At 46.1% G+C, this 20,737-nt stretch carries 18 protein-coding genes; 7 read left to right on the plus strand and 11 right to left on the minus strand.

What is annotated here, in order from left to right; translation table 11 throughout:
- Positions 1 to 258: 258 nt before the first annotated feature.
- Complete coding sequence (locus tag KNP85_RS13680; RefSeq protein WP_214803595.1) at positions 259 to 1,890, minus strand: restriction endonuclease; 1,632 nt, start codon at positions 1,888 to 1,890, stop codon at positions 259 to 261.
- Positions 1,891 to 2,090: 200 nt separating this feature from the next.
- Between KNP85_RS13680 and KNP85_RS15930 the strand changes: the two genes are divergently transcribed.
- The 3 genes from KNP85_RS15930 (at position 2,091) to KNP85_RS13695 (ending at position 4,760) form a co-directional block, all read left to right on the plus strand.
- Positions 2,091 to 3,077 (plus strand): LytTR family transcriptional regulator DNA-binding domain-containing protein, encoded by a 987-nt coding sequence (locus tag KNP85_RS15930; protein WP_214803598.1) that lies wholly within the window; start codon positions 2,091 to 2,093, stop codon positions 3,075 to 3,077.
- A 130-nt stretch (positions 3,078 to 3,207) separates the two neighbouring features.
- Complete coding sequence (locus tag KNP85_RS13690) at positions 3,208 to 4,056, plus strand: ABC transporter ATP-binding protein (RefSeq protein ID WP_214803601.1); 849 nt, start codon at positions 3,208 to 3,210, stop codon at positions 4,054 to 4,056.
- Complete coding sequence (locus KNP85_RS13695; RefSeq protein ID WP_214803604.1) at positions 4,053 to 4,760, plus strand: ABC transporter permease; 708 nt, start codon at positions 4,053 to 4,055, stop codon at positions 4,758 to 4,760. Before KNP85_RS13690 ends, KNP85_RS13695 begins: the two co-directional genes overlap by 4 nt.
- Positions 4,761 to 4,809: 49 nt before the next feature.
- Here the strand turns inward: KNP85_RS13695 and KNP85_RS13700 are convergent, their stop codons facing one another.
- The 9 genes from KNP85_RS13700 to groES form a co-directional block, all read right to left on the minus strand.
- A complete protein-coding gene (locus KNP85_RS13700; protein WP_214803607.1) occupies positions 4,810 to 5,376 on the minus strand; it encodes a YdeI/OmpD-associated family protein in 567 nt (188 codons plus the stop codon).
- Positions 5,377 to 5,554: 178 nt separating this feature from the next.
- Positions 5,555 to 6,817: a TIGR02679 family protein gene (locus tag KNP85_RS13705; RefSeq protein WP_214803610.1), complete on the minus strand. Its 1,263-nt coding sequence runs from the start codon at positions 6,815 to 6,817 to the stop codon at positions 5,555 to 5,557.
- A complete protein-coding gene (locus KNP85_RS13710) occupies positions 6,814 to 10,908 on the minus strand; it encodes a TIGR02680 family protein (protein ID WP_214803613.1) in 4,095 nt (1,364 codons plus the stop codon). The genes KNP85_RS13705 and KNP85_RS13710 overlap by 4 nt, the downstream gene beginning before the upstream one ends.
- Entirely contained in the window at positions 10,905 to 12,062 is a 1,158-nt protein-coding gene (locus KNP85_RS13715; RefSeq protein WP_214803614.1) for a TIGR02678 family protein, read from the minus strand. Before KNP85_RS13715 ends, KNP85_RS13710 begins: the two co-directional genes overlap by 4 nt.
- A complete protein-coding gene (locus KNP85_RS13720) occupies positions 12,059 to 13,534 on the minus strand; it encodes a TIGR02677 family protein (protein WP_214803618.1) in 1,476 nt (491 codons plus the stop codon). The genes KNP85_RS13715 and KNP85_RS13720 overlap by 4 nt, the downstream gene beginning before the upstream one ends.
- Positions 13,535 to 13,842: 308 nt before the next feature.
- Entirely contained in the window at positions 13,843 to 14,592 is a 750-nt protein-coding gene (locus tag KNP85_RS13725; protein WP_214803621.1) for a hypothetical protein, read from the minus strand.
- Positions 14,580 to 15,539 (minus strand): helix-turn-helix domain-containing protein, encoded by a 960-nt coding sequence (locus KNP85_RS13730; RefSeq protein ID WP_214803624.1) that lies wholly within the window; start codon positions 15,537 to 15,539, stop codon positions 14,580 to 14,582. The genes KNP85_RS13725 and KNP85_RS13730 overlap by 13 nt, the downstream gene beginning before the upstream one ends.
- 132 nt (positions 15,540 to 15,671) lie before the next feature.
- Positions 15,672 to 17,312 (minus strand): chaperonin GroEL, encoded by a 1,641-nt coding sequence (groL, locus tag KNP85_RS13735; protein ID WP_058765593.1) that lies wholly within the window; start codon positions 17,310 to 17,312, stop codon positions 15,672 to 15,674.
- Between the two features lie 42 nt (positions 17,313 to 17,354).
- Positions 17,355 to 17,639: a co-chaperone GroES gene (groES, locus tag KNP85_RS13740; protein WP_021065365.1), complete on the minus strand. Its 285-nt coding sequence runs from the start codon at positions 17,637 to 17,639 to the stop codon at positions 17,355 to 17,357.
- A 213-nt stretch (positions 17,640 to 17,852) separates the two neighbouring features.
- Between groES and KNP85_RS13745 the strand changes: the two genes are divergently transcribed.
- From KNP85_RS13745 to KNP85_RS13760, 4 genes are all read left to right on the plus strand, one after another.
- Positions 17,853 to 18,548 (plus strand): CPBP family intramembrane glutamic endopeptidase, encoded by a 696-nt coding sequence (locus KNP85_RS13745; RefSeq protein ID WP_251136303.1) that lies wholly within the window; start codon positions 17,853 to 17,855, stop codon positions 18,546 to 18,548.
- A 16-nt stretch (positions 18,549 to 18,564) separates the two neighbouring features.
- Positions 18,565 to 18,774, plus strand: coding sequence for a YdiK family protein (locus KNP85_RS13750; RefSeq protein ID WP_021065367.1), 210 nt, complete (start codon positions 18,565 to 18,567; stop codon positions 18,772 to 18,774).
- 129 nt (positions 18,775 to 18,903) lie between these two features.
- A complete protein-coding gene (locus KNP85_RS13755; protein ID WP_214803627.1) occupies positions 18,904 to 19,335 on the plus strand; it encodes a hypothetical protein in 432 nt (143 codons plus the stop codon).
- Between the two features lie 92 nt (positions 19,336 to 19,427).
- Complete coding sequence (locus KNP85_RS13760; RefSeq protein ID WP_214803629.1) at positions 19,428 to 19,706, plus strand: hypothetical protein; 279 nt, start codon at positions 19,428 to 19,430, stop codon at positions 19,704 to 19,706.
- Between the two features lie 33 nt (positions 19,707 to 19,739).
- On the opposite strand, the gene bsh is transcribed toward KNP85_RS13760, so the two are convergent.
- On the minus strand, positions 19,740 to 20,714 hold the full coding sequence (gene bsh / locus KNP85_RS13765; protein WP_214803632.1) for a choloylglycine hydrolase: 975 nt from the start codon (positions 20,712 to 20,714) through the stop codon (positions 19,740 to 19,742).
- Between the last annotated feature and the right edge of the window lie 23 nt (positions 20,715 to 20,737).

The raw sequence follows: 20,737 nt of genomic DNA on the forward strand, positions 1-20,737 counted from the left end.
AAATAATGCATCTTATCGATTTTTCAATATTTATAAATTAGGTGAATTCTTTAAAATGAGATGAAAAATAGTAGTTCAAATTTCTTAATTTATGAATATCAATCATCCTATTTTCTAATTACAAATTGCTGTACATAATAACTAAAAAAACTGGCATCGAATAACAATTCGACACCAGTAGAAAGTTAACTGATCATAGCTAAGGGAGAATATCTTGCTTAACTTCGATATCCGTGATTACCTGTCAGTATCGCTGTACTACATTCTGTTTTTTTCGTTCTTTGCTGCCTGCAAATCAATAATCGCTTTATGCCCATGATTTTCTAACAAATATAATAAGTTACTTCCATTTAACAATGTTAATGGCTTATCTTTAACAAAATTATAGGCATCCGGACCATAGTCTGCAGTAGATACTAAAATCCCTTTAATAGCACCTTCATTCATCACTGTCCCGTATAAGTCACGAACAGCAGACACTCCTACAGTATTTGTATACCTTTTTGCTTGAATAACTATCTTACCTCCTCGTAAAGGATCCGGGTCAAAGGCTATCGCATCAACTCCACCATCTCGACTTGCTTGTGTGATTCTTACTTCTCCACCATTTTTACTAAACTCTTTTTCAAATATTTCACGAATCAGATGTTCGAAATCCTGCCAATCCATAGAAGCTAAATTTGTTGTTTCTTCTAATTCGTGAATTGTATCCTTACCTTCCACAATCCTATTATCATTCCAGTCCATTTTAATGACCGGTGCGACTGCGGTGAGAGAATAAAGTTTACTACTACCGATTCCTTTCAACTGTTTAAAACATACTTTAGGATTGACCATCTCTAAATTAATATCTAAAAATTCTTCTCGAGACACAAACAAAGAAGATATGCATAACGTCTCTGTCTTTCCAGTTCCTGTATTAATAGAATCCACATAACCATTAATAGCTACAGATTCAATATCATGTCTCTCATCATATTTAAAAATCAAATGAATCATGCTAAGCAAATATGAATACAGTAGCCGGTCATAGAGTTCATTTAGGTATTTTTCAGATACCCGAACCTCTAAAAAATCATCTCCTTCAACCACATACTTAACCTCTTTAACATTCGTCATGTCTTTAACTGTCGGTAAATACTGCTCAATATAAAGAGTTTTTGTCTCCTTCAAATACTTGGTTGTACGTTGGATTGGGATATAATCCAGTAAAATAAAATGATTTAATATAAAGTCAAAGTAAGACTCTATACTCTCATCTCTATAAAATTTATAGTCTTCAAAAACCTTGTGTACATGATTGAATCTCTTTTGTTCTGCTTTTTCAAAAGCTTCTTTTTCCCGACTCCATTTTTGAAACTTCTCTCGATATTCGCTTAGAGTTTCCTCGTTTCTTGCATCGATTTGATCTTTTTCAGCTAACCAAATATTTTTTTCTTTATTGTATCTAAGCTGAGCTTCTTGTTTTTTCCCTGGTGCTAAAAACGGAAGTAATTCCTCGATAAAGTTATACATAGGTTGATAAACTTGAGCTGAGGGATCAGGTGCGTTCCGAATTTCCTCGAGAGTTGGAGAAGAAGGCTCTTTCACAGTAAAAGTTTTTAGAGTGAGATTATCTTTTAAATTTTCATTGCGTGCTCGTTTGATTACACGTTGAAGATAATCTTCTGCAACTGTTCGTTCATCCTTCAACTTTTTGGACATTAACTGTGCAATCGCTCTTCTGTTGGTTTTTTGTTTCAATTCCTCTTCTTTTTTTATCACTTTATTCCACTGATCTTCCCAAATCTTTAACTGCATTTCCGCTTTCTGATCAATTTCATACATAGACTTCCCTCTGATTATTCGAAATTTACGTAAGCCGTCGTGACGGATTTCTCGCTCATACATAAGCAAGCTCCTTTCATATCATTTGTTTCTTATATTCCCTGTAAATTACTCTTTTCACGAAATTGAAGATAGAATTTTTATAATCATGTCCTAATTACGCACAAAGGATATTGTTTATAAATATTCTTCAAATTTAATCGAAGAGTTCGTAGTAACAGCGTATCCAAATGATATAATCCCACTAAAAAGGGAGGGATTCGGTGCTTACTTTCGACAACGTCTCTGTTCGCCAACAAGACACGCTCATCCTTGAAAATATCTCGTTCACCATCAATCCGGGTGAAATCGCAGCCATCCACTGCGGCATCACTTCCCGGGAAATATTGTTCGCGCTATTGACGGACTCGCACGCAAACTACTCCGGAAACATCGATACAGCGAATCGTACGCTCTCTGTCTTCTCCATCCGTGACGGATTGTATGAACGGCTGACGGTCGAGGAGTACTTGCGATTTACGCACACGCTTTACGAATCGACGGAATCGCTGGATATCGTCCTGCAAACCGTTCAACTCACCCCATATCGGAACAAACGATTGAACCGGCTCAGCTTGTCTCTCGTCCGGCGCGTCCAATATGCGGCGCTGCTCTTACATAATCGGGACATCTATGTGCTTGAAGAACCGGATCAAAACGTCGACCAAGAAACACGGCACTTGTTCGCGGCTGTTTTGATGCAACTGAAGCAGCAACAAAAAGCCATCCTGCTCCTGACGAGCAACATGGAGAGCGCCCTCTTCGTCACGTCGACTGTCTATCGCATCGACCATCGACACTTGCGCTTACTTGATGTGGAACCAGATGAACCGGATACGAATGAAGACGTCACGCCAGAGGTCATGCACGTCCGCTTCGAGAAGATTCCGACGAAAGTGAACGAGAAAATCGTCTTGCTCGATCCGCCGGAAATCGACTACATCGAAAGTCAGGACGGACAATCCGTATTGCACAGTCAGTCCGAGCAGTTCCCGAGCGTCTTCACGATGAACGAGCTCGAGACGCGTCTGACCCCATACGGCTTCTTCCGCTGCCATCGGTCGTATATCGTCAACCTTCAACGAGTGAGGGAAGTCATCACCTATACGAAGAACAGTTTCAGCCTCGTACTCGATGATTCAGCGAAAACGACCATCCCGCTCTCGAAGACGAAAATGGCCGAATTGAAGACGATGATCGGGCTGAAATAGGCTCCATTCACCGTTACATTTGCTCCACTCACTCCCCGAAAAGCGCCAGTTACCGCCATTCTAATGCACCCGCCTCTCCTCCTCGATATGATGTAAGCAAGCAAGACGACATCGATGAGGAGGAACGAGAATGGACTCAATCATTCAAGTGAACGGATTAAAAAAGCTATTCGGCAATGAAGAGGCGTTACGCGACGTGACGTTTTCTGTCGGCAAGGGAGAAGTGTTCGGCTTCCTTGGACCGAGTGGGTCTGGGAAGACGACGACCATCAAAATCTTAACGTCCCAACTCGCGCAGACATCAGGTGACGCAACCGTATTCGGCGTCCCGGTCTCGGAGTTGAAACAAGAACAGTACCGGAAGCGGATCGGCGTGTTGACCGACAACAGCGGCCTATACACGCGCCTCTCCATCGAAGAGAACTTGCAACTCTATTGCGACCTATACGACGAACCACGCACACGCATCGATGATGTGCTCCAAACGGTGAACTTGACCGGGGAACGTAAAAAACGCATCTCTGCCTTATCACGCGGGATGCTGCAACGGGTGACACTGGCCCGGGCGTTGTTACATGAACCGGAACTGTTGTTTTTAGATGAGCCGACGTCGGCGCTCGACCCGGTCAACTCGCGCCACATTTATAAAGGGATCGAACGGCTGAAGGCAAAAGGGACGACCATCTTCTTGACGACGCACGACATGAATGAGGCCGAGGAACTGTGCGACCGCGTCGCCTTCTTACATCAAGGGCAGATTCAATTGCTCGACGCCCCGAAACGATTGCGCCGGAAATATGCGAACGGCTCGATGCGCGTCGAACTGCATGACGGGGAAACGGTTGAATTGAAACAAGGAAATGATGGGGCCGACTGGCTTCATGAACAGATGCGCAATCAAAACATCGCGGCCATCCATTCGAACGAGCCGACGCTCGAGGATATCTTTATCGAAGTAACGGGGAGGAAATTATCATGACATTTTCAATGAAACGGGCACTCGCCATTTTCCAGAAAGACTATAAAGACTTGTCGCGGAACTTATTCGTCTCCTCGACGCTAATCATGCCGCTGTTCTTCGCCGTCTTCTATTCACAGCTCGGCGGAGGAGGCATCGACGTGACTTACTTTGTCATCAATATCACGTTCAGCCTGGTTGCGACGTTCGTCCAGTGTGCCTTAATCGCCGAAGAGAAAGAGAAGAACACACTCCGTGGGCTGATGTTATCGCCGGCGAGCACGCTCGACATCTTGCTCGGGAAGAGTGCGCTCACGTTCGTGACCACGCTCATCCTTATCGCGGCGTGTGCCTTTATCATGGGATACAGTCCTGCGAACCTACTCGTCATCTCACTCGCATTGATCGTCTCGACGTTCTTTTATATCGGGATTGGGACGATTCTCGGATTGATGACGAAGACGGTCATGGAAGCTTCGCTCATCGTCATGCCGGCGTTTTTCTTCTTCTCGTTCTCACCGATGTTGTTGGTATACGAGGACCGTTTCTCTATCATCGGTTTACTCGAGTATTTGCCGAACATCGTCTTGATCGACCTCGCGCATCAAATCGAGGCCGGTGCTGGACTCGGCTCTACATGGGTGGAACTTTTGATTCTGTCCGCCTGGGCGCTCGTCGTGTTCGTCGGAAGTATTGTGATGTATAACCGAAAACAAACGGATTGATTGAAACCGGGTGTCGCTTTGATTTTAAAGGCGGCACCCTTTTTTTCCATTACTCGATCAAGCGTCCATCATCATTCCATTGCCCGTACATCTCATTGGCTTTCGTTTTCTCAATCAGTTTATCGAGTCGTCTCAAATACGTCTCTCGGTCTTCGCGGACACTTTGAATCGTATCAATCCGAATGCGACGATATAATTCAGGAAAGTCCATGAACTGTTTGAATACTTGCGCGTCTTCCTGCAGGCGCATCATGACTTCTTGATCAATCACAAACGACTCACTGCTCATGTCGGGCAGAACACGTAATCCACGGTCATCCATCAAACCAAGTCGCTGTAATCGACGAACGCGTTCTTTGTTCAGTTCGGTCCAGTTGCTCCGTTTTCGTCTCGGTGAGAAGCGCTGTGCCAATTCTCCGTCAGCCGTCTTTTTCGCAATCCCATCAATCCATCCAAAGCATAACGCTTCTTCGACGGCATCTAAGTAGAGTAATCCGTCCTCTCTATTTTTCCGACTCAGAATCACCCAACAAAACGACTGTTCATCTGAATTCCCCTCTAGCCATTTCCGAAACTCGTCTCGGTGCTTAAAGCGTAGGACTTGATCGATTTCCATGCTCTTTCTCCTTTCCAAATCTTTTCTTTATTATCTTATGTGCACATCTAAGAAGGTAAACAAAGGGCAGTGCCCGCTTGGACACTATCGAATAGTTCTTTCAAGCAAAAAGAAAAGAGAAAATCGTTCCGACGTGAGTCGGTTCCATCTCTCTTTTAGAAATATATCTTCAAATTTTTTAAGTCATATCTTTTGTCATTGTCTCCAGCAATGCCTCCTGATATCCTGCTTTTTTTACCCGTTTCATCTCTTCCACCACGTGTTGCAACTCAATATCCGTAATCCGTCCTAGCTTCACCAATCGTTCCTCATCCAACTCAACACTCGGCTCAGACGCCACATAACTCTCCAAGCCCATACACCAGTAATCCAGCCTATCCCCGTAGCGTTGTTTCAATCTTGATGCCATCTGCAATCCTTCCGGGTCAAAGTCTCCAGCATATTTCAACTGACAACCTGATGCGACGAGCATGTCGAGTAACCGATACGCCGCGAGTTTGAACTGCCCGTGTGTACAGACGAGCGGTGCATCTGGCACGTCATCGAGTAAGCTTGAGAACACACCGGAGTTCTCGACGATCCACACGGTATGTCCTCGGCTTGGTCTCACCCGGTCTACGTTCAACAGCTCACGCATCGGCACGTTCAAGACGCTATGCATTGCTGCCGCTCCATGCCACATCGGATGCTCCGTTCCTTCGCGTTCCGCCGTCACATTCGCACACGTCACAAAATTGGTAATGTCATCCCGTAACAACTTAAATTCCAACAATAGTTCGTTCACCCGCTCCGTGTCGCTCGGTGGTGCCCCGACCTGTCCGCGCTTAATATGCAGCGCATGGATGAGGAGCTTCCCGAGATCTGTCGTCCGATCGAACACATGTGGATTGCCAAGGATTCGTTGCCCAAACACTGGTAGCCGCTCATAATCGAGCGGCAACCCGTCTAGTGCTTGCGTCAACTGTCTACAATACCGATCAAACCGATCCGTTCCAAGCATCCGATTGATCCAATGCGTATCAGATGACTTTTGTTCGATGTAGATGAACCAAAATCCGAGACTCGGGTACGTCAATGTGAGCTCACGAAAACGTTCCGCTCTCTGTCCTTCCAACTGAGCGAGGGCTTCTTGTTTCGTCACAAGCGCTTCTTTAAAATACGCCTCGAGCAAGTCGAACAACGTTACCCCTTCAAACTTGGTCGTCTGCAGTTTCTTCTCAAATGCTCGGAGCGTCACTGTCTTTTTTGAGCGGATTGCGGAAATGTCTTCTCCAAAAAAGCGAGCGATTGCCTCGAGCTCTACTTGTTTAAACGATTGAATCGAAACCGAACCACCTACTTTTCCGAGCGAGGCGTATTTCTTCCGAAACTGCGTAAACAGACGTGAGAATTCCGCCGATTCTTTAAAATACTGTACGGCTTCATCGACGGGGCGCCTCATTGAATCGCCTCTTCTTTCGCATACCGTTTTTCCCCATCCCAAACATAGTGCAAGACCGTGACAAAGTCCGCATTCTTCGGTCGCAACAACTCACAAACGGAGAGAGATGAGATTGTATCGTAATCCCCCCACAGAATTTGCGAGTTCATGATGTAGTCGAAACCTAGTTGTTCGACAATTTCGAACATCTCACGGATATTGTTCTCATCGACCCCCGCAAACGCCTCATCGAGCGAGATGATATACGGTGCCGTATCCGCTGCTTCTTTATAACGTGAATAGCAGGCTGCAAAGAGCGGGATGTACATCGCCATCGCTTTTTCTCCACCGCTAAATTTAAAGAAGTGATTGTTCGATAAGTCCCGCTTCGGTTCATTTGTTCGTTCAAAGTATAGGATGAACGAGAACCATTTTCGATAATCGAGCACTTCACGGAGCACTTGCAAAAGCGTTTGTCCATCTCCATTCTCTTTGATCATCTGCTTCGCTTTATTTAATTTTGAACGGAAGTGACGCGTGATTCGCTCAAAGTCTTCGTCTTTCAACAGCTTGGCATCTTGTTTCAAAATATAGACCAAGTCTTTCGTATCGAGTTCTTCTTCACTACCTGCCGTGCGCGGTTTCCATTTGATCGAAAACGTCAAGCCAGACGATGTATTGCGACTCTCCATCAACTTGTTCATTTCGCTAGTCCATTCTTCAGCGCGACGAATGCGAGAACGGAGTTTTGTCCCGACCGACTTGAAAAGAATTTCTTCGTACAATTGCTGATCGCTCTCATTCAAAATACTCTCTTGGCGCGCGAACTCTTCTTCGACCGTTCGCTTGACTGCCTGAGGGCTCGCCTGCTGTCCCCGTAAGTCGAGCGAGATGATCCGTCGGGCCGTTTTTTGTTGCCACGTTTCGATTTCCCGTTTGAATCGGTCGTCGACATCATACATCCACGCTTCAAGCGCTAGTTCTTCAGTGGTGTGCCGCATCCGATATTCCATCAGGTCGTTCTGTTGCTCGATGAACGCTTTCGATAAATGTTCGTCCGCCTTCGATGCACTGTTCGTGAGTCGCGTTCCGTACGCTACTTCAATCTTCCGAGACAATGTGATCGGGTCGTCTCCTTCTGCTTCTAAAGAAACGATCCCTCGTCTCCATTCTGCTTTTAGTGCTGTTTCCCAAGCTTTTCTCATCTGTACTGACAAGATATGGTGGTGTTGCTTATCATCTAACTTAGCTGTACCCGCTTTGAATTGTTCGTGTCGAATCGAGACCAGTTGTAACGATTCTTTCGATGCTTGTTCGATTCGCACCAAATCTGCTTGGACGGATTGGATCTGGCGACGGATATCGTCAGCACCCTCTCTCGCCAATTGTTCCTCAATTGTCGCAATGTTCTTCTGAACCCGTTCTATCCTGTCCTCGAGTTCATTCAGCTCACCCATCAATTCGACAAGGTCTTCTTCTAATTCTTTAATATTCTTCTCCATCATAGCGAGTTGTTTGTGCGATACCATCGCTTTTCCATGTTGAAATTCCACATCACGCAATACATCTTTATAATGCATCATCGACCGCTTCGCATGTTCGAACGCTACTTTGTTTTTTTCCAAATTGAACGGTTCGGCCAACGTATACACTTCACGTTTCAACACGCCGAAACGTTCACTCGTCTGCTTTAACAGTTCTTCAATTTGGCGGCATCGATCCTCCTTACTCTTAATCTCGAAAGCGACATTCTGAATTTGTTGATATCCCGTCCGCAAATCGCGGTCTGACGGAAACATAGTCCATGCGGTATCCGCTAATTCAATGTGTTGGCGCAGCTCTGCTTGTTCTCCACGCAATGTCATGCGTTCAATCTGAAGTTGTTCGATTTCAGACTGCAATTGTTCGATTTTTTCTTCGCGATATCGTTGTCGAGCATCTTGCCCGAGAAAGCGCACACGTTCGACGGGCACCGCATGCCCTTTCAGTTGTCCGAGCCGATACGTCCCGTCCTCTCCAATTGATGTCTCCCCATCATCCATGAGGATGCTTCGAAGCACGTCCTCAATCCGGTCTGAAGTGATGCCTGTTTCTCCAGGACTCGGCTTCAAATAATCCGCTAACGTATGCACCATCATTTGTGGTGCCGGCAATAAGACTCGGTCATGTGTGACGTCTACCTCGGTAATGAGGGCGTCCAACATCCCACTGTCAATCAATGCTGCCTCAATCCGTTTTTGAACGTCTTCCTCCACTACGTCTTTAAATTCAACGAGCGCATAGAGAGGTGCGAAGACAACCCCTTTAACTCGCATTCGTTCACGAGATTCTTTTGTCATCGGATGAAGATCTGGTTCAGGTTCCGCTTTCTCTTTCCATTCAGCTAACATCGTGTCAACGGTTTGAATATCCTTCCGAATCTCCTCTTCAGCCGATTTCTTTGCTGCGGCTTTTTCACGCAACCGGTTTTGATAATGGACCACGGACGGTTGAACGAGTCGCGATACCTCCTCATACGTTGAAGGATCATAATCATTTCGCAGGGTGCGCTCGATTTGTCCGACTGACTCACCCTCGACATCAAACTCTGGATGCGCATCAATCCATTGATAAACATTTGCAAGATGGCGGTCGAGGTCTTGCTCGAATGTCCGTTTCCAATCATTTAGCTCGTGTTTTTTCTGATCACGCGCTTGCTGTTCGTCAGCGAGTTGCTTGTTTTCCAATTGAAGTCTTTGTTTTGTTTCTTCAAATGCTCGCATCTGTTCTATTATTTTATCAAGCTGTTCCGTATGTTCGTTTACTTCCTGTTTCCACATGGCAAAATCAAAATCTTGATTGAGACGATGATAGTCGGAGACGTTCAATTCATGGCGGTCAAACGCCGCCTGTTCCGCATCATATGCCATATCTTCAATGAAGTCATCAATCGTTTGAAGCGTCGTACGGTAATTTAACTGTTCCTGATCTTGTTGCTGTTTCGCATCAAAGATTCTGTTAACCGTCTTCGACCGACGTTCTTCTTGACGCTGATGATTGCCCTCGATCCGCTGTAACGCTTCCTTTTCATCCTTCAACTCGTCTTCTAAATTCCAGACTTTATGTGATGCCAAGCGTTGGCGTTGACGTTCAGCCGTCGCTTTGTCTTGTTCTAGCTCTTGAATAAACCGCTTCAACGTCTCAATCTCATGCGTTCTTGAAGCTTGAAGTTCACGCAAATCCTCAAGTTCTTGTGCCTCTATCGTCTCTCGTTCGGTCGCCATTCGGTACTCAGCAGCAATGTCCGCCATGTGACGCTCGTTGTAGATGTCGTATGTATGGCTCAACTTTTGTAACGCCTTCAGCTCACGCTCGAGCTGTTCGAGTTGCTGTTTCGTATGATCCATTTGTTCGATCGTATCGGATAGGTGGCGTAAGTCGTCATCAGATAACGGTGGAAGCGCCGCTTCGAGAATCTCGTAAATGACGGTCGGCCGGAAATCTTTGGACAGCTTTGGACTACGCAATTGAATGAGCAACTTAATCAACTCTTCATATGCATCGATTGATTCGAATCCGAACACATACTTGTTGACAAGTTGCATATAGTCACCCTGTGTCGTCACAACCTTTCCGCCGTCTCCAATGACTCGCTCGAGTTCGACCCGCGAATAAGGAATTCTATTACTTTGTTCCCCTTGACGGTCTCGTTTATACAGCTCCATATCGATATTGATTCGGCGATTGTCCGTGATCACGAATCCCCAGAAATTAAGCGGCTTCCCACGTTTTGCTTGAAGTCCGATTCCAGTCGTCACATATTGGTTCGTCTCGGCCTTCTTGTATTCGATAAATAGATAACCTGTTCGTTCTTCGCGGTCAACGACTTCCTTCTCACCGAGTAAGTAGTCCTCCATTCTACGAGCCTTTGAACCGAATGGGTCGAGTCGGTCTGGTGACTTCTTCCCGTCGAGTAATACCGTCAGAAGACTTTGCATCGTCACCGATTTCCCTGACCCATTACTACCTCGAAGCAACAGCTTCCCATCCGAGAAATCGAACGTTTCTTCTGTGTAATACCAAAAATTGAGCAAGCCCGCTCGGTTCATTTGCCAACGATTTTCTGCTCTCATTGATTCATGATCTCCTTTACGAATTTTTCTGGATAATAACCTGTCGCGCGACCGAATCCTGATTGAATGACGAGGATACCTGAATGCGTCTCTACATATCCGAACTCCCACTCCAGCAAGAAAGAGACAAGTTCGTTCGCAATTTTTTTGGGCGAGTCTTCCCGATACTGTTTCGCCCAACCCGATCCCCACTCAAGCTGAACCGCCTCGACAATCCGTTCGAATTCGAGCATCGTGATTCGAATCTCCCCCATCTCGTTAACGGACAGATTAAGTTTCCGAATATGATCCGCTACATGCAAAGCGACACTTGTCACTCCTTTTTGATTCGGGAATAACGTATACCGCTGTTTTTGTTCAGGCAAGACCAGCATCGCTGCATTTTTGAACACTTCTAATCTGAAGGGTGTATATTTTTCAAATTCATCTGCCAATCGGTTTCGTAAGTTTCGGATATAGGCAAAATCCGGATCATCGTTTGACTCTCGATACACGATAGGCGAGAACATGAGTTTACGATATACACGTTTTCGGCGTTCATCTTCTTTTTGACGACTCCATTCACTCGTTAAGATGTCTTCCATCGTCTCGTAGTTAAACAAGTCTTCTGGATAGGAACGCATGAAATAGCGTGCGTGAACGCTCACTTCGTATAACACTTCTTCCGTCTCGTTCGTCGCAAACAAATCGACATCCCCGTCGACCGCTCGAATCAATTTCAATTCATTCAATTGTTTTAAAGCACGTACGAGTGATCTTCGGTGTCGATAGTTCGTCCAATCGAGTGGTAGGTCACCTGGATACATCTCCTGAATATCTTCTGTGATATGTGACAATAAAAACTGTTCATCAACTGATTTACTTTCGGTAAATGCGAGCGCACAGCAAAAAATGGCGTAGTCCATCGGTTCAGTGAACGCCTGAATGCCCATCCACGGCTTCGGATCGACCGGTAGTTTCTCGAGTTTGATGAAGTGTTGATGTACAATCATGTCAAAACCGAATTTTTCTGTCACGTATCGCTTCAGCTGATGTTCACGTTCACGAATCTTTTGATAAACAACAGGTTGCTCGGTTCGTAACACCCAAAATTGTTCGAATAGAATTCCGAGTGCATCCTGCATCCGTTCATCTACTTTTCCTTCCTCGCTCATGACGTCACCTCTTCATCAATAAACTGATACTCTACGTTCGGCATCTCAAGTGAACCATCTGTCGCTCGCAAGACGACACGTTCTTCTTCAACCATTACCCGCACGCGTCTACCGTACTCTGTTTTGACAATCCGGTCTTCCCGCACCATCGCTTTACCGAGCCAAGACAACAATAGCTTTCGTACATGCGGCTCAATGACTGGAAGGGTTTTGATTGAAATGACACCTTCCTTGATGTAGCGTTCGATAGATTCTCTTTCTTTTTCGAGTTGCTTTAGATGGAGTTGTCGCATCTCTGCAATTTGATCAGACCGATCGATGATGGCCCCCGCTTTGGTTGACTCTTTATATTGTTTCGTTCGAGGCTGTGTCACATGTTGCATTGGTGCCTCATCCCATATATCTACATACATGTCATCAGTCGGGGCCTGCTCTCCGTAAAGATGACGTGTATGAAAGACACCGAATATGACCGATGACAGCTGATGGGCTTCCTCAATCGTGTCGATGCCGTCGAACCACTTTGCCAAATGTTCATAATCACGACGTCGACTTCGGAACTGTTGATGCCGTTCGCTCATTCGTTGCACCATTCGTGTGATACGACGGATGGCCTCATTCGTTCGTTCCTGCAGACGCTCAAACTCGCTTTCACCATGAATCGTGCCGAGGAACCATCCTCTTAAGTTTTGCCACTTCTCAATCAAGTCCGTATTTACATCTTTCTGATCCTCTTCAAAACGGAATGTTTGATGTTGGTGGTTCATCACCTGTTGAAGAAATGGCGCAATCCGTTTCGTAGTCAATTCAGTTAGCACGTCTTGAATTTGCATCGCCGTTCGCTGTAGGGCAATGATGAAGTCACGTAAATAAGTCGTGAAACGGTCTTTATAAACAAGAAACGCCTCTGTTTTCATCTTTTCAATCACTTTTTCGCTATGGATATAGGCCATATAATCCGAAGTGTTCTGTGTGATTTTTCGAAAGTACTCCATGACGTCATCCCAAAGTTGTGCGCATTCTTCATCCGATTGTCCGTTCGCTCGTCCAATCTTTTCAAGTACTTGATAAAGACGTTCAAACTGTGTCTTCTCAAGCGAACCGCCGAAACTGTCCCCAAGTTGCTCCAGTTGAATCATCATTCGCTCGAACTCGACCGTGTATGGGGTACATTGATAACGGAAATTCTTTTTCTTATATTCTTCAATCGTTCGAGCTTTTCTATGTTCTTGCGTTGCAATGACGTTGCCCCATTTAGTGAGCGAATCTAAGTCTTGGTGAAGCATATCCATTGTATATTCCTGAAATTCTACGAATTGCTGCAGGTATTCATAAATCTCTTCTGGATACAAAAACTCGCGCATCCGTTCATGCTGTATGTAGAAATATCGTAAAATCGGACGATAGCTCCATGCCTTATCCGCCGTCAGATATGTCGCTTCTTTGATTTTTTTCTGCAAGTCTCGTTGCATGAGGTGTCTCCTCTCGAATAATATCTAACACTAAGCATAATACAGATCATAGAGAGCGGGAATAAAACATTCCTGTTTTTGGAAGGGATGAACAATTTTATGATAGGTATATGAATGACAAATAAAAAACCTAAAAATCCAGTATTGAACTGAATTTTCAGGCTATCCTAACTAAGTTTTTTTGACTGGACGGTTTGTCAAATTAAGCGTAACACTTGCTCAGCTATATTAACCGCGTACTTCATCTCTACAGGCGCATAGTAAACACTAAAATAACAGGGATACCGTATGGATTTACGGCGTCCCTGTTATTTCGTTCGATAGACTTGGTCTAACACTTCAATAATTTCAGCTGATGTAATTGGCAGTTTCAACGACTTCGGGTCGGTCGGGTCTTTGCGATACAATTCCATGAACTGATTCATATCTTCTTGGACACGAGGAGGCAACTCGCACACTTCATTGCTGATGAGTAGGGATGCCAATCGCGTCACATCATTTTTATGTTTCTTAATATCCCGCGAAGACAAAGATGGATTGTGTTTTTTTCGTTCCATCAAATCGAGCCAAGCTTTCGCCTTGAACGGAATCAAATAACGTTCAGATAATACGACGACGCTGTCAATCGTTTTTCGTCCCTCCACAAGCATCTGATAATAGTCTTCGTCGAGTAAAATCGCAGATAAGCTTGAGACCGTATCGTCTATCGGCAGTGGTGTTAGGTGAGTCGGGGTCTTTAATTCAAATGGAGCTCGACTGAACAACTCAATCATATGAGGAAAATGATTAGTTTGTGGCTTGTCAAAACGATAGAATTGCGGCGTGCCTGTGCTTTTTGCAGTATGTTCATACTTTCCATCATGGATAAATGACCAAAACTGCTCTCCAAACTCTGGCGTCAATGCTTCAACAATTAACACCATGTCCAAATCTTTTGTCGCTCGGAACGAGGATCCGTCTTCTTCCGAGAAAATAACATCACAGGCAGCACCACCAATTAGAACGTAGTGGTCTTCATACTCCTTGAAATATTGTTTGAACGTTTCTAATCCTTCCATCCCTGAAACACCCTTTCCATTAATCGCTCGATTTCAATTCCAATCCGAGGATCTTCTTTCTCATAATCAGACAACGATAAAATGATAGATAAAGGATCCATGTGTCGCCCTTCATTTAACTCTAAGCGATATTTCACAACTTGCACTACACACGCAGGATCTTCATCGGACCGGACCGTCTTCATTTCCTTCACCCGAAGTGCTTTTTCTTCTTCACGTGTGATCGCATAAATTGGATAGTCAGGTCCGTTTAACATCGTATACTCACTGAATGCGGATAGACCACTTGTCATGAGTGTATTGGGTTGAATCTTTTTCTCTAATCGATAGTCACGGACCACCGGGTTAAATAAATACGGATAAAAGGTGTCCCAAAACGTGTGTGTGTCTTCTTTTCTAGAAAAAAATCGTTCTTTACCATCTCGATATACAAGTGATGAATCAATTCCCTCTAACTCATCAAATATACGTGAAACCGTCATCTTAGAGACACCTATCTGAATGGCCACTTCAGCTAGAGATAATCTTGTCCAATTCTTATAAATGCTGAGCAAGATAAAACGTTGAGTTTGAAGTGAAACCTTCGTCACTTCCGATAATTCACGGAGATGAGACTTGTGCAGTAGGATTCCCATAAACGGCATATAAATCTGTTCCTCGTTCAGAATAAAAGGAATTCCTTTCGCTGTCATCTTGTTCATTTTATACGTAGACAACGTGTTAAAACCAAAAACAACTGGTGTATTCGTCATTTTGCTCAATTTTTTAAAATGTTTTTCAAGTGTTATGACACTCACATTTGTTTGAGGAAGTGCAAACAGAATAGATTGACCCTGAATGATCCATTGACGAAACTTATACGCATTGTTTATTGAAAGAGGTAATTGCAACTGCTTCTCTGTTTCTTTTACGTCGACATGCATCGTTTCTTCGACATAAGATTTCATCAGGGAATCCTCCTTAACATGTTTTTTTTAATTATAACATAATTTATGTTAAGGTTTAAAAAATTAATGTTAAAGACGAAAAAACCACCCACCAGCTTTCGCTGATGAATGGTTTTCGTTAAAGCGTATGACTTACATCATTCCGCCCATTCCACCCATGCCGCCCATGTCAGGCATGCCGCCGCCAGCGCCTGCTGGTTCTGGCTTGTCTGCGATGACCGCTTCTGTCGTGAGGAACATGGCTGAGACGGATGCTGCGTTTTGAAGTGCTGAGCGCGTCACTTTCGCCGGATCGACGATACCGTGTGCGATCATGTCGACGTACTCGCCAGTTGCGGCGTTGTAGCCGATACCGACCGACTCGTTTTTGAGCTTCTCGACGATGACCGAACCTTCTTCACCTGCATTTTCCGCGATTTGACGGACCGGTGCTTCGAGAGCACGAAGGACAAGTTTGACACCTGTCGCTTCATCCGCTGTCACTTCTGCAAGCAACGCACGAACGGCTGGGATGACATTGATGAACGCCGTACCACCACCTGCGACGATGCCTTCTTCGACCGCCGCGCGTGTCGCGTTGAGCGCGTCTTCGATGCGGAGCTTACGTTCTTTAAGCTCTGTCTCTGTCGCCGCACCGACTTTGACGACGGCTACGCCGCCAGCGAGTTTCGCAAGACGCTCTTGGAGTTTCTCACGATCGAAGTCAGATGATGTCTCTTCGATTTGGTTGCGAATCGTTTGAACGCGTGCTTTGATCGTCGCTTCGTCTCCAGCACCTTCGACGATCGTTGTTGTGTCTTTCGTGACGACGACTTTCGATGCGCGTCCGAGCTGTTGAAGCGTTGCCGATTTGAGCTCGAGGCCGAGGTCTTCTGTGATGACTTGGCCGCCTGTGAGCGTCGCGAGGTCTTCGAGCATCGCTTTACGACGATCGCCGAATCCTGGTGCCTTGACCGCGACCGCGTTGAACGTACCACGGAGCTTGTTCAAGACGAGTGTCGCGAGTGCATCGCCTTCGATGTCTTCAGCGACAATCAAGATTGGTTTCCCTTGTTGCACGACTTGCTCGAGCACTGGGATGATCTCTTGGATGTTCGAGATCTTCTTATCGGTGATCAAGATGAACGGGTTGTCGAGCACCGCTTCCATCTTGTCTGAGTCTGAGATCATGTATGGTGACAAGTAACCACGGTCGAACTGCATGCCTTCGACGACGTCAAGTTCCGTCGTGAAGCCGCGTGATTCTTCGATCGTGATAACGCCGTCGTTACCGACGCGTTCCATCGCTTCCGCGATCAACTCGCCGACTTCTTCGTCCGCTGCCGAGATGGCCGCAACTTGGGCGATCGCTTCTTTCGACTCGATCGGTTTCGAGATGAGCTTGAGCTCTTCAAGTGAACGACGAACCGCTTTGTCGATTCCTTTACGGAGAATCATCGGGTTCGCGCCCGCTGTCACGTTTTTGAGACCTTCACGAATCATCGCTTGAGCGAGGACTGTCGCCGTTGTCGTACCGTCCCCTGCGACTTCGTTCGTCTTCGAGGCGACTTCAGCAACGAGCTTCGCGCCCATGTTTTCGAAGTGGTCTTCGAGTTCGATTTCTTTCGCGATGGTCACGCCGTCATTCGTGATGAGCGGTGAGCCGAATTTCTTCTCAAGGACGACGTTGCGTCCTTTCGGTCCGATTGTGACTTTTACCGCGTCAGCGAGTGCGTCGACACCGCGAAGCATCGCGTGACGTGCGTCTTCTGAGAATTTGATTTCTTTTGCCATTGTTCATTTCCCCCTAGAAAAGTTTTTGAAGAATGGTGAGTCTTAGCCTACGATTGCGAGAATATCGCTCTCTCGAACGATTAAGTATTCTTTGCCTTCATGCTTCACTTCGGTACCCGCGTATTTCGAGTAGATGACCAAATCATTTTCTTTGACGTCGAGCGCGATCCGCTCACCTTGGTCCGTGACGCGGCCTGTACCGACTGCGAGGACGCGTCCTTGTTGCGGCTTTTCTTTCGCAGTGTCAGGAAGCACGATGCCTCCGATTGTCTTTTCTTCTTTCTCCACGACTTCGATGATGACGCGATCGCCTAGTGGTTTTAACATAGAAAAAACCTCCTCCGAATATGAATGATGTATCGTTGAATCGTAAGTTTTAGCACTCATCAAAAAGGAGTGCTAACATTGATTAGTGTAGTATGAGACGCCTGAAAATGCAAGCGGGAACATCGAAAAAATGCTCCCACTCGCGGTCAAGAGACCTTATTTGATACAATGGTCAAAAGGAACGTTGACTCTTAGGAATAAGGACGTGTTCAATTGGCTACACTAAACTCAAACCAATCGATAAATACCCGTTTTTCGATGGCGCCTAACATTCGGATTCGGCATATCATCCCGATTCTGCTGTATGCGTTTGTTCAATTCTTTCCAGTATTGATTAGCGGAGTGCGTCCAGAATGGATCACACCGACCGCAACCGGGCTTTGGTTCGCCATCGGGTTCAGCTTGACGATCATCATCTCCGTCTTCTTGCTCTGGCCCGACTTGAAGCTATATAAGCAGCAAGGCATCCAATCAAATTTGAACGACACGGTCAAATGGATCGGGCTCGGGATTCTCATGCAATACGGGCTCGTCATCGTCGCCAACTTGATTGAGACAGCGATCTCAGGTGACGTCATGGGGTCACAGAACACCGAGCAAATCGCGGATATCGTCCGTCTCGTCCCAGTCATGACGCTCTCGGTCGTCTTGCTCGGACCGATCATGGAAGAGATTCTGTTCCGTCATATCTTGTTCGGCAACTTGAGCGCCCGCTTCGGGTTCTGGATTGCGTTTGCGGTCAGCTCGCTCTTGTTTGCGCTCATCCACGGGGACAACAAGATTCTCGTTTACGTGGCGATGAGCTTCGCCTTCACGGTCGCTTATGCCAAGACGCGTCGCTTGATCGTGCCAATCGCGATTCACGCGTTTAACAACGCGCTCGTCATGGTCGTATTATTCTTAATGTAGAAATGAGGTGGCATTGATGCCGCGACACTTAAAAGTTATGTTTTTGTTCAGTCTCTCATTCGGGATTCTGTTCACCGTCCTCGCCTACTACTCGGTGCAAGAGTACGGCTTCAGCTTCTGGACGTACTTCATCATCGCTGTAGCCGCGTATGACTTCTTCAAGGTATATCAGATTTTGACGCTCGCTCGAAAAGCGAAAAAAGAAAAGACCGATAAATCGGCATAAAGAAAAGACCAAGCGCGCAGCTTGGTCTTTTCTTATGGATCACTTTCTCTAAAACAAAGGGTTCAAGATTGTAAAATAAAGGTATTAAATATTTAGGATAGTATAAAAATGGTAAAGGGAGCTGGTTGTATGTTTAAGAAGTTGATGAATAACGTAGCGGTCACAGTCCCACTCGAGGCGTCCAAACTTCAATCGTTCATAAGTCCAAAAATCCCCGAGCTGTCGGATGTGACCGTCGAGATCACAAACGGACAATTGCTTTTAGCAGGGTCAAAGAAAGTCGGGGTCGCTTTCTTCTCGAAAGATGTTCGGATGAAACTGACGTTGGTGCCAAAAGAGATCCACGGGCGGAAAATTGTGTTCACTGTCGTAAAGGTCGAGCCTACGGATAAAGAAATCTTCAACGACAAGTTTTTAAACCACTCGCCTTATATCACTTACGATGCTCGAACACTGACGCTCGACTTGAGTGCGATCGGCCCGCTCCAAAAAGTGAAAGTCGGCAACATCAAGTCACTTGCGTTAGAAGAAGGACGTGTCGTTTTAGTCATCGGCGCATGACCATCCGCTCTGACTCATCCTGGCTCTCTTTTGAAAAAGATATTAATCTTCGTTATATTTGATAGGTCAACTATCAAATAAGGAGAGATACGATGAAGAAAGCACTTCTCGCAATGTTCGCCTCCCTGTTTCTCGTCGCCTGCTCAAACGAAGACGACTTGTCTACATACGAAGAGTATGGCGTGCTCGAAGAGACGATTGAAATTGCGCAGTATGAACCGAAAGTCGAGACGGACAACGACGGCAACCGCGTCATCTTATTCTATGAAGGTGAACGTGTCGCCTATAAGAGCGTCTATGTAAAAGACGAGCGTCACCTGAAAGTCATCAGCACGGACGATGAGGCCCCGCTCTATAACGACACACTGTAAAACACAGCCCCCTTCGCGCGAAGAGGGCTGTTCTCAATTCTCATAATGAATTTGTTGTTGGTGTTGTAGGCGATACGTGATCAATTGCTCGCTGTCTAACGGTTCATGGAACAGCGACACAGCCGTGATTTGATTATTGCCATACGTCCGATAATAATAGATGCCGTCGTCGACGTTACAACATGAGGAATAGATCGTGTACTCATACGTCCCATCCTCGGCCTCGTTCAAGCCCCGCGTTTGCATTACCGTATCCAACAGTTTGAAAAATTGACCGACCGCGGACGCCTCGGTCGGTTCGCAGACCGAGTTAAATGTAGCGAACGTTGCCCGGACGAATCGTGATGTCGACGATAAATCACCCGGCAAGCCTTGCCCGCCTAATCCGAGACAATAGGCATCGAGGTTCAATGTCGGCGCGAACGTATTAGCCGGCAGTTTCGTCGAGACGTGGCGATAATCGTTCAGATTGAACAGCTGATACTCGAACGACGGATTATTCGTCAAGACCCCGACTGGATTGTCGTACACGCGCAACCCGTCCGTCATCGGCTCGACAACAATCGAAGTATCCTTGTCGGCGATCATCCAGTGTAGCGGGTGAAGCGGGAGCGCGTCGCTGAAATTGAGATTGATCAGATGAATCGTCGCCAGTCGCTCTTTCACTTCTTCGATTGTCGCGCACTGGCCGAGGATCCACGGGATGAACTCGAACGGGGAGACGTTGTCTCGTCCGTCGACTTCCGGCTTGAACACGGCATTCCCCGGGAAGTTCAGCCCTGCCATGCTCAGTCCCTTCTCATTCGTCGCCTCGTAATAGAGCGGATAGTCTTCCACGACGGTCGCCATCCCGATCATCGCGTAATGGTTCGCATTCTCGCCCATTCGTCTGAAGTTGAACGGATAGTGTCGGGGCGTGATCGTCACTTGCTCGTGATAGGACCCATTCAGGTCTAAGTTTCTGCCGAAGTAGTGGGCGTGCGGAGCGTACGTGATTGCTGTACACATAACAAAACTCCTTCCGATCCAAT

This window comes from Exiguobacterium sp. s194 (genome assembly GCF_018618275.1).
Classification (GTDB): domain Bacteria; phylum Bacillota; class Bacilli; order Exiguobacteriales; family Exiguobacteriaceae; genus Exiguobacterium; species Exiguobacterium chiriqhucha.

Bases quoted from the DNA above. Each gene is read 5' to 3' on its own strand.
- groES (WP_021065365.1), bottom strand. From the start codon at position 17,639: ATGTTAAAACCACTAGGCGATCGCGTCATCATCGAAGTCGTGGAGAAA.
- bsh (WP_214803632.1), bottom strand. From the start codon at position 20,714: ATGTGTACAGCAATCACGTACGCTCCGCACGCCCACTACTTCGGCAGA.
- KNP85_RS13730 (WP_214803624.1), bottom strand. From the start codon at position 15,539: ATGAAATCTTATGTCGAAGAAACGATGCATGTCGACGTAAAAGAAACA.
- KNP85_RS13695 (WP_214803604.1), top strand. From the start codon at position 4,053: ATGACATTTTCAATGAAACGGGCACTCGCCATTTTCCAGAAAGACTAT.
- KNP85_RS13715 (WP_214803614.1), bottom strand. From the start codon at position 12,062: ATGAGCGAGGAAGGAAAAGTAGATGAACGGATGCAGGATGCACTCGGA.
- KNP85_RS13720 (WP_214803618.1), bottom strand. From the start codon at position 13,534: ATGCAACGAGACTTGCAGAAAAAAATCAAAGAAGCGACATATCTGACG.
- KNP85_RS13755 (WP_214803627.1), top strand. From the start codon at position 18,904: ATGTTTAAGAAGTTGATGAATAACGTAGCGGTCACAGTCCCACTCGAG.
- KNP85_RS13680 (WP_214803595.1), bottom strand. From the start codon at position 1,890: ATGTATGAGCGAGAAATCCGTCACGACGGCTTACGTAAATTTCGAATA.
- KNP85_RS13690 (WP_214803601.1), top strand. From the start codon at position 3,208: ATGGACTCAATCATTCAAGTGAACGGATTAAAAAAGCTATTCGGCAAT.
- groL (WP_058765593.1), bottom strand. From the start codon at position 17,312: ATGGCAAAAGAAATCAAATTCTCAGAAGACGCACGTCACGCGATGCTT.
- KNP85_RS13710 (WP_214803613.1), bottom strand. From the start codon at position 10,908: ATGAGAGCAGAAAATCGTTGGCAAATGAACCGAGCGGGCTTGCTCAAT.
- KNP85_RS13700 (WP_214803607.1), bottom strand. From the start codon at position 5,376: ATGGAAATCGATCAAGTCCTACGCTTTAAGCACCGAGACGAGTTTCGG.
- KNP85_RS13725 (WP_214803621.1), bottom strand. From the start codon at position 14,592: ATGGAAGGATTAGAAACGTTCAAACAATATTTCAAGGAGTATGAAGAC.
- KNP85_RS13750 (WP_021065367.1), top strand. From the start codon at position 18,565: ATGCCGCGACACTTAAAAGTTATGTTTTTGTTCAGTCTCTCATTCGGG.
- KNP85_RS13760 (WP_214803629.1), top strand. From the start codon at position 19,428: ATGAAGAAAGCACTTCTCGCAATGTTCGCCTCCCTGTTTCTCGTCGCC.
- KNP85_RS13705 (WP_214803610.1), bottom strand. From the start codon at position 6,817: ATGAGGCGCCCCGTCGATGAAGCCGTACAGTATTTTAAAGAATCGGCG.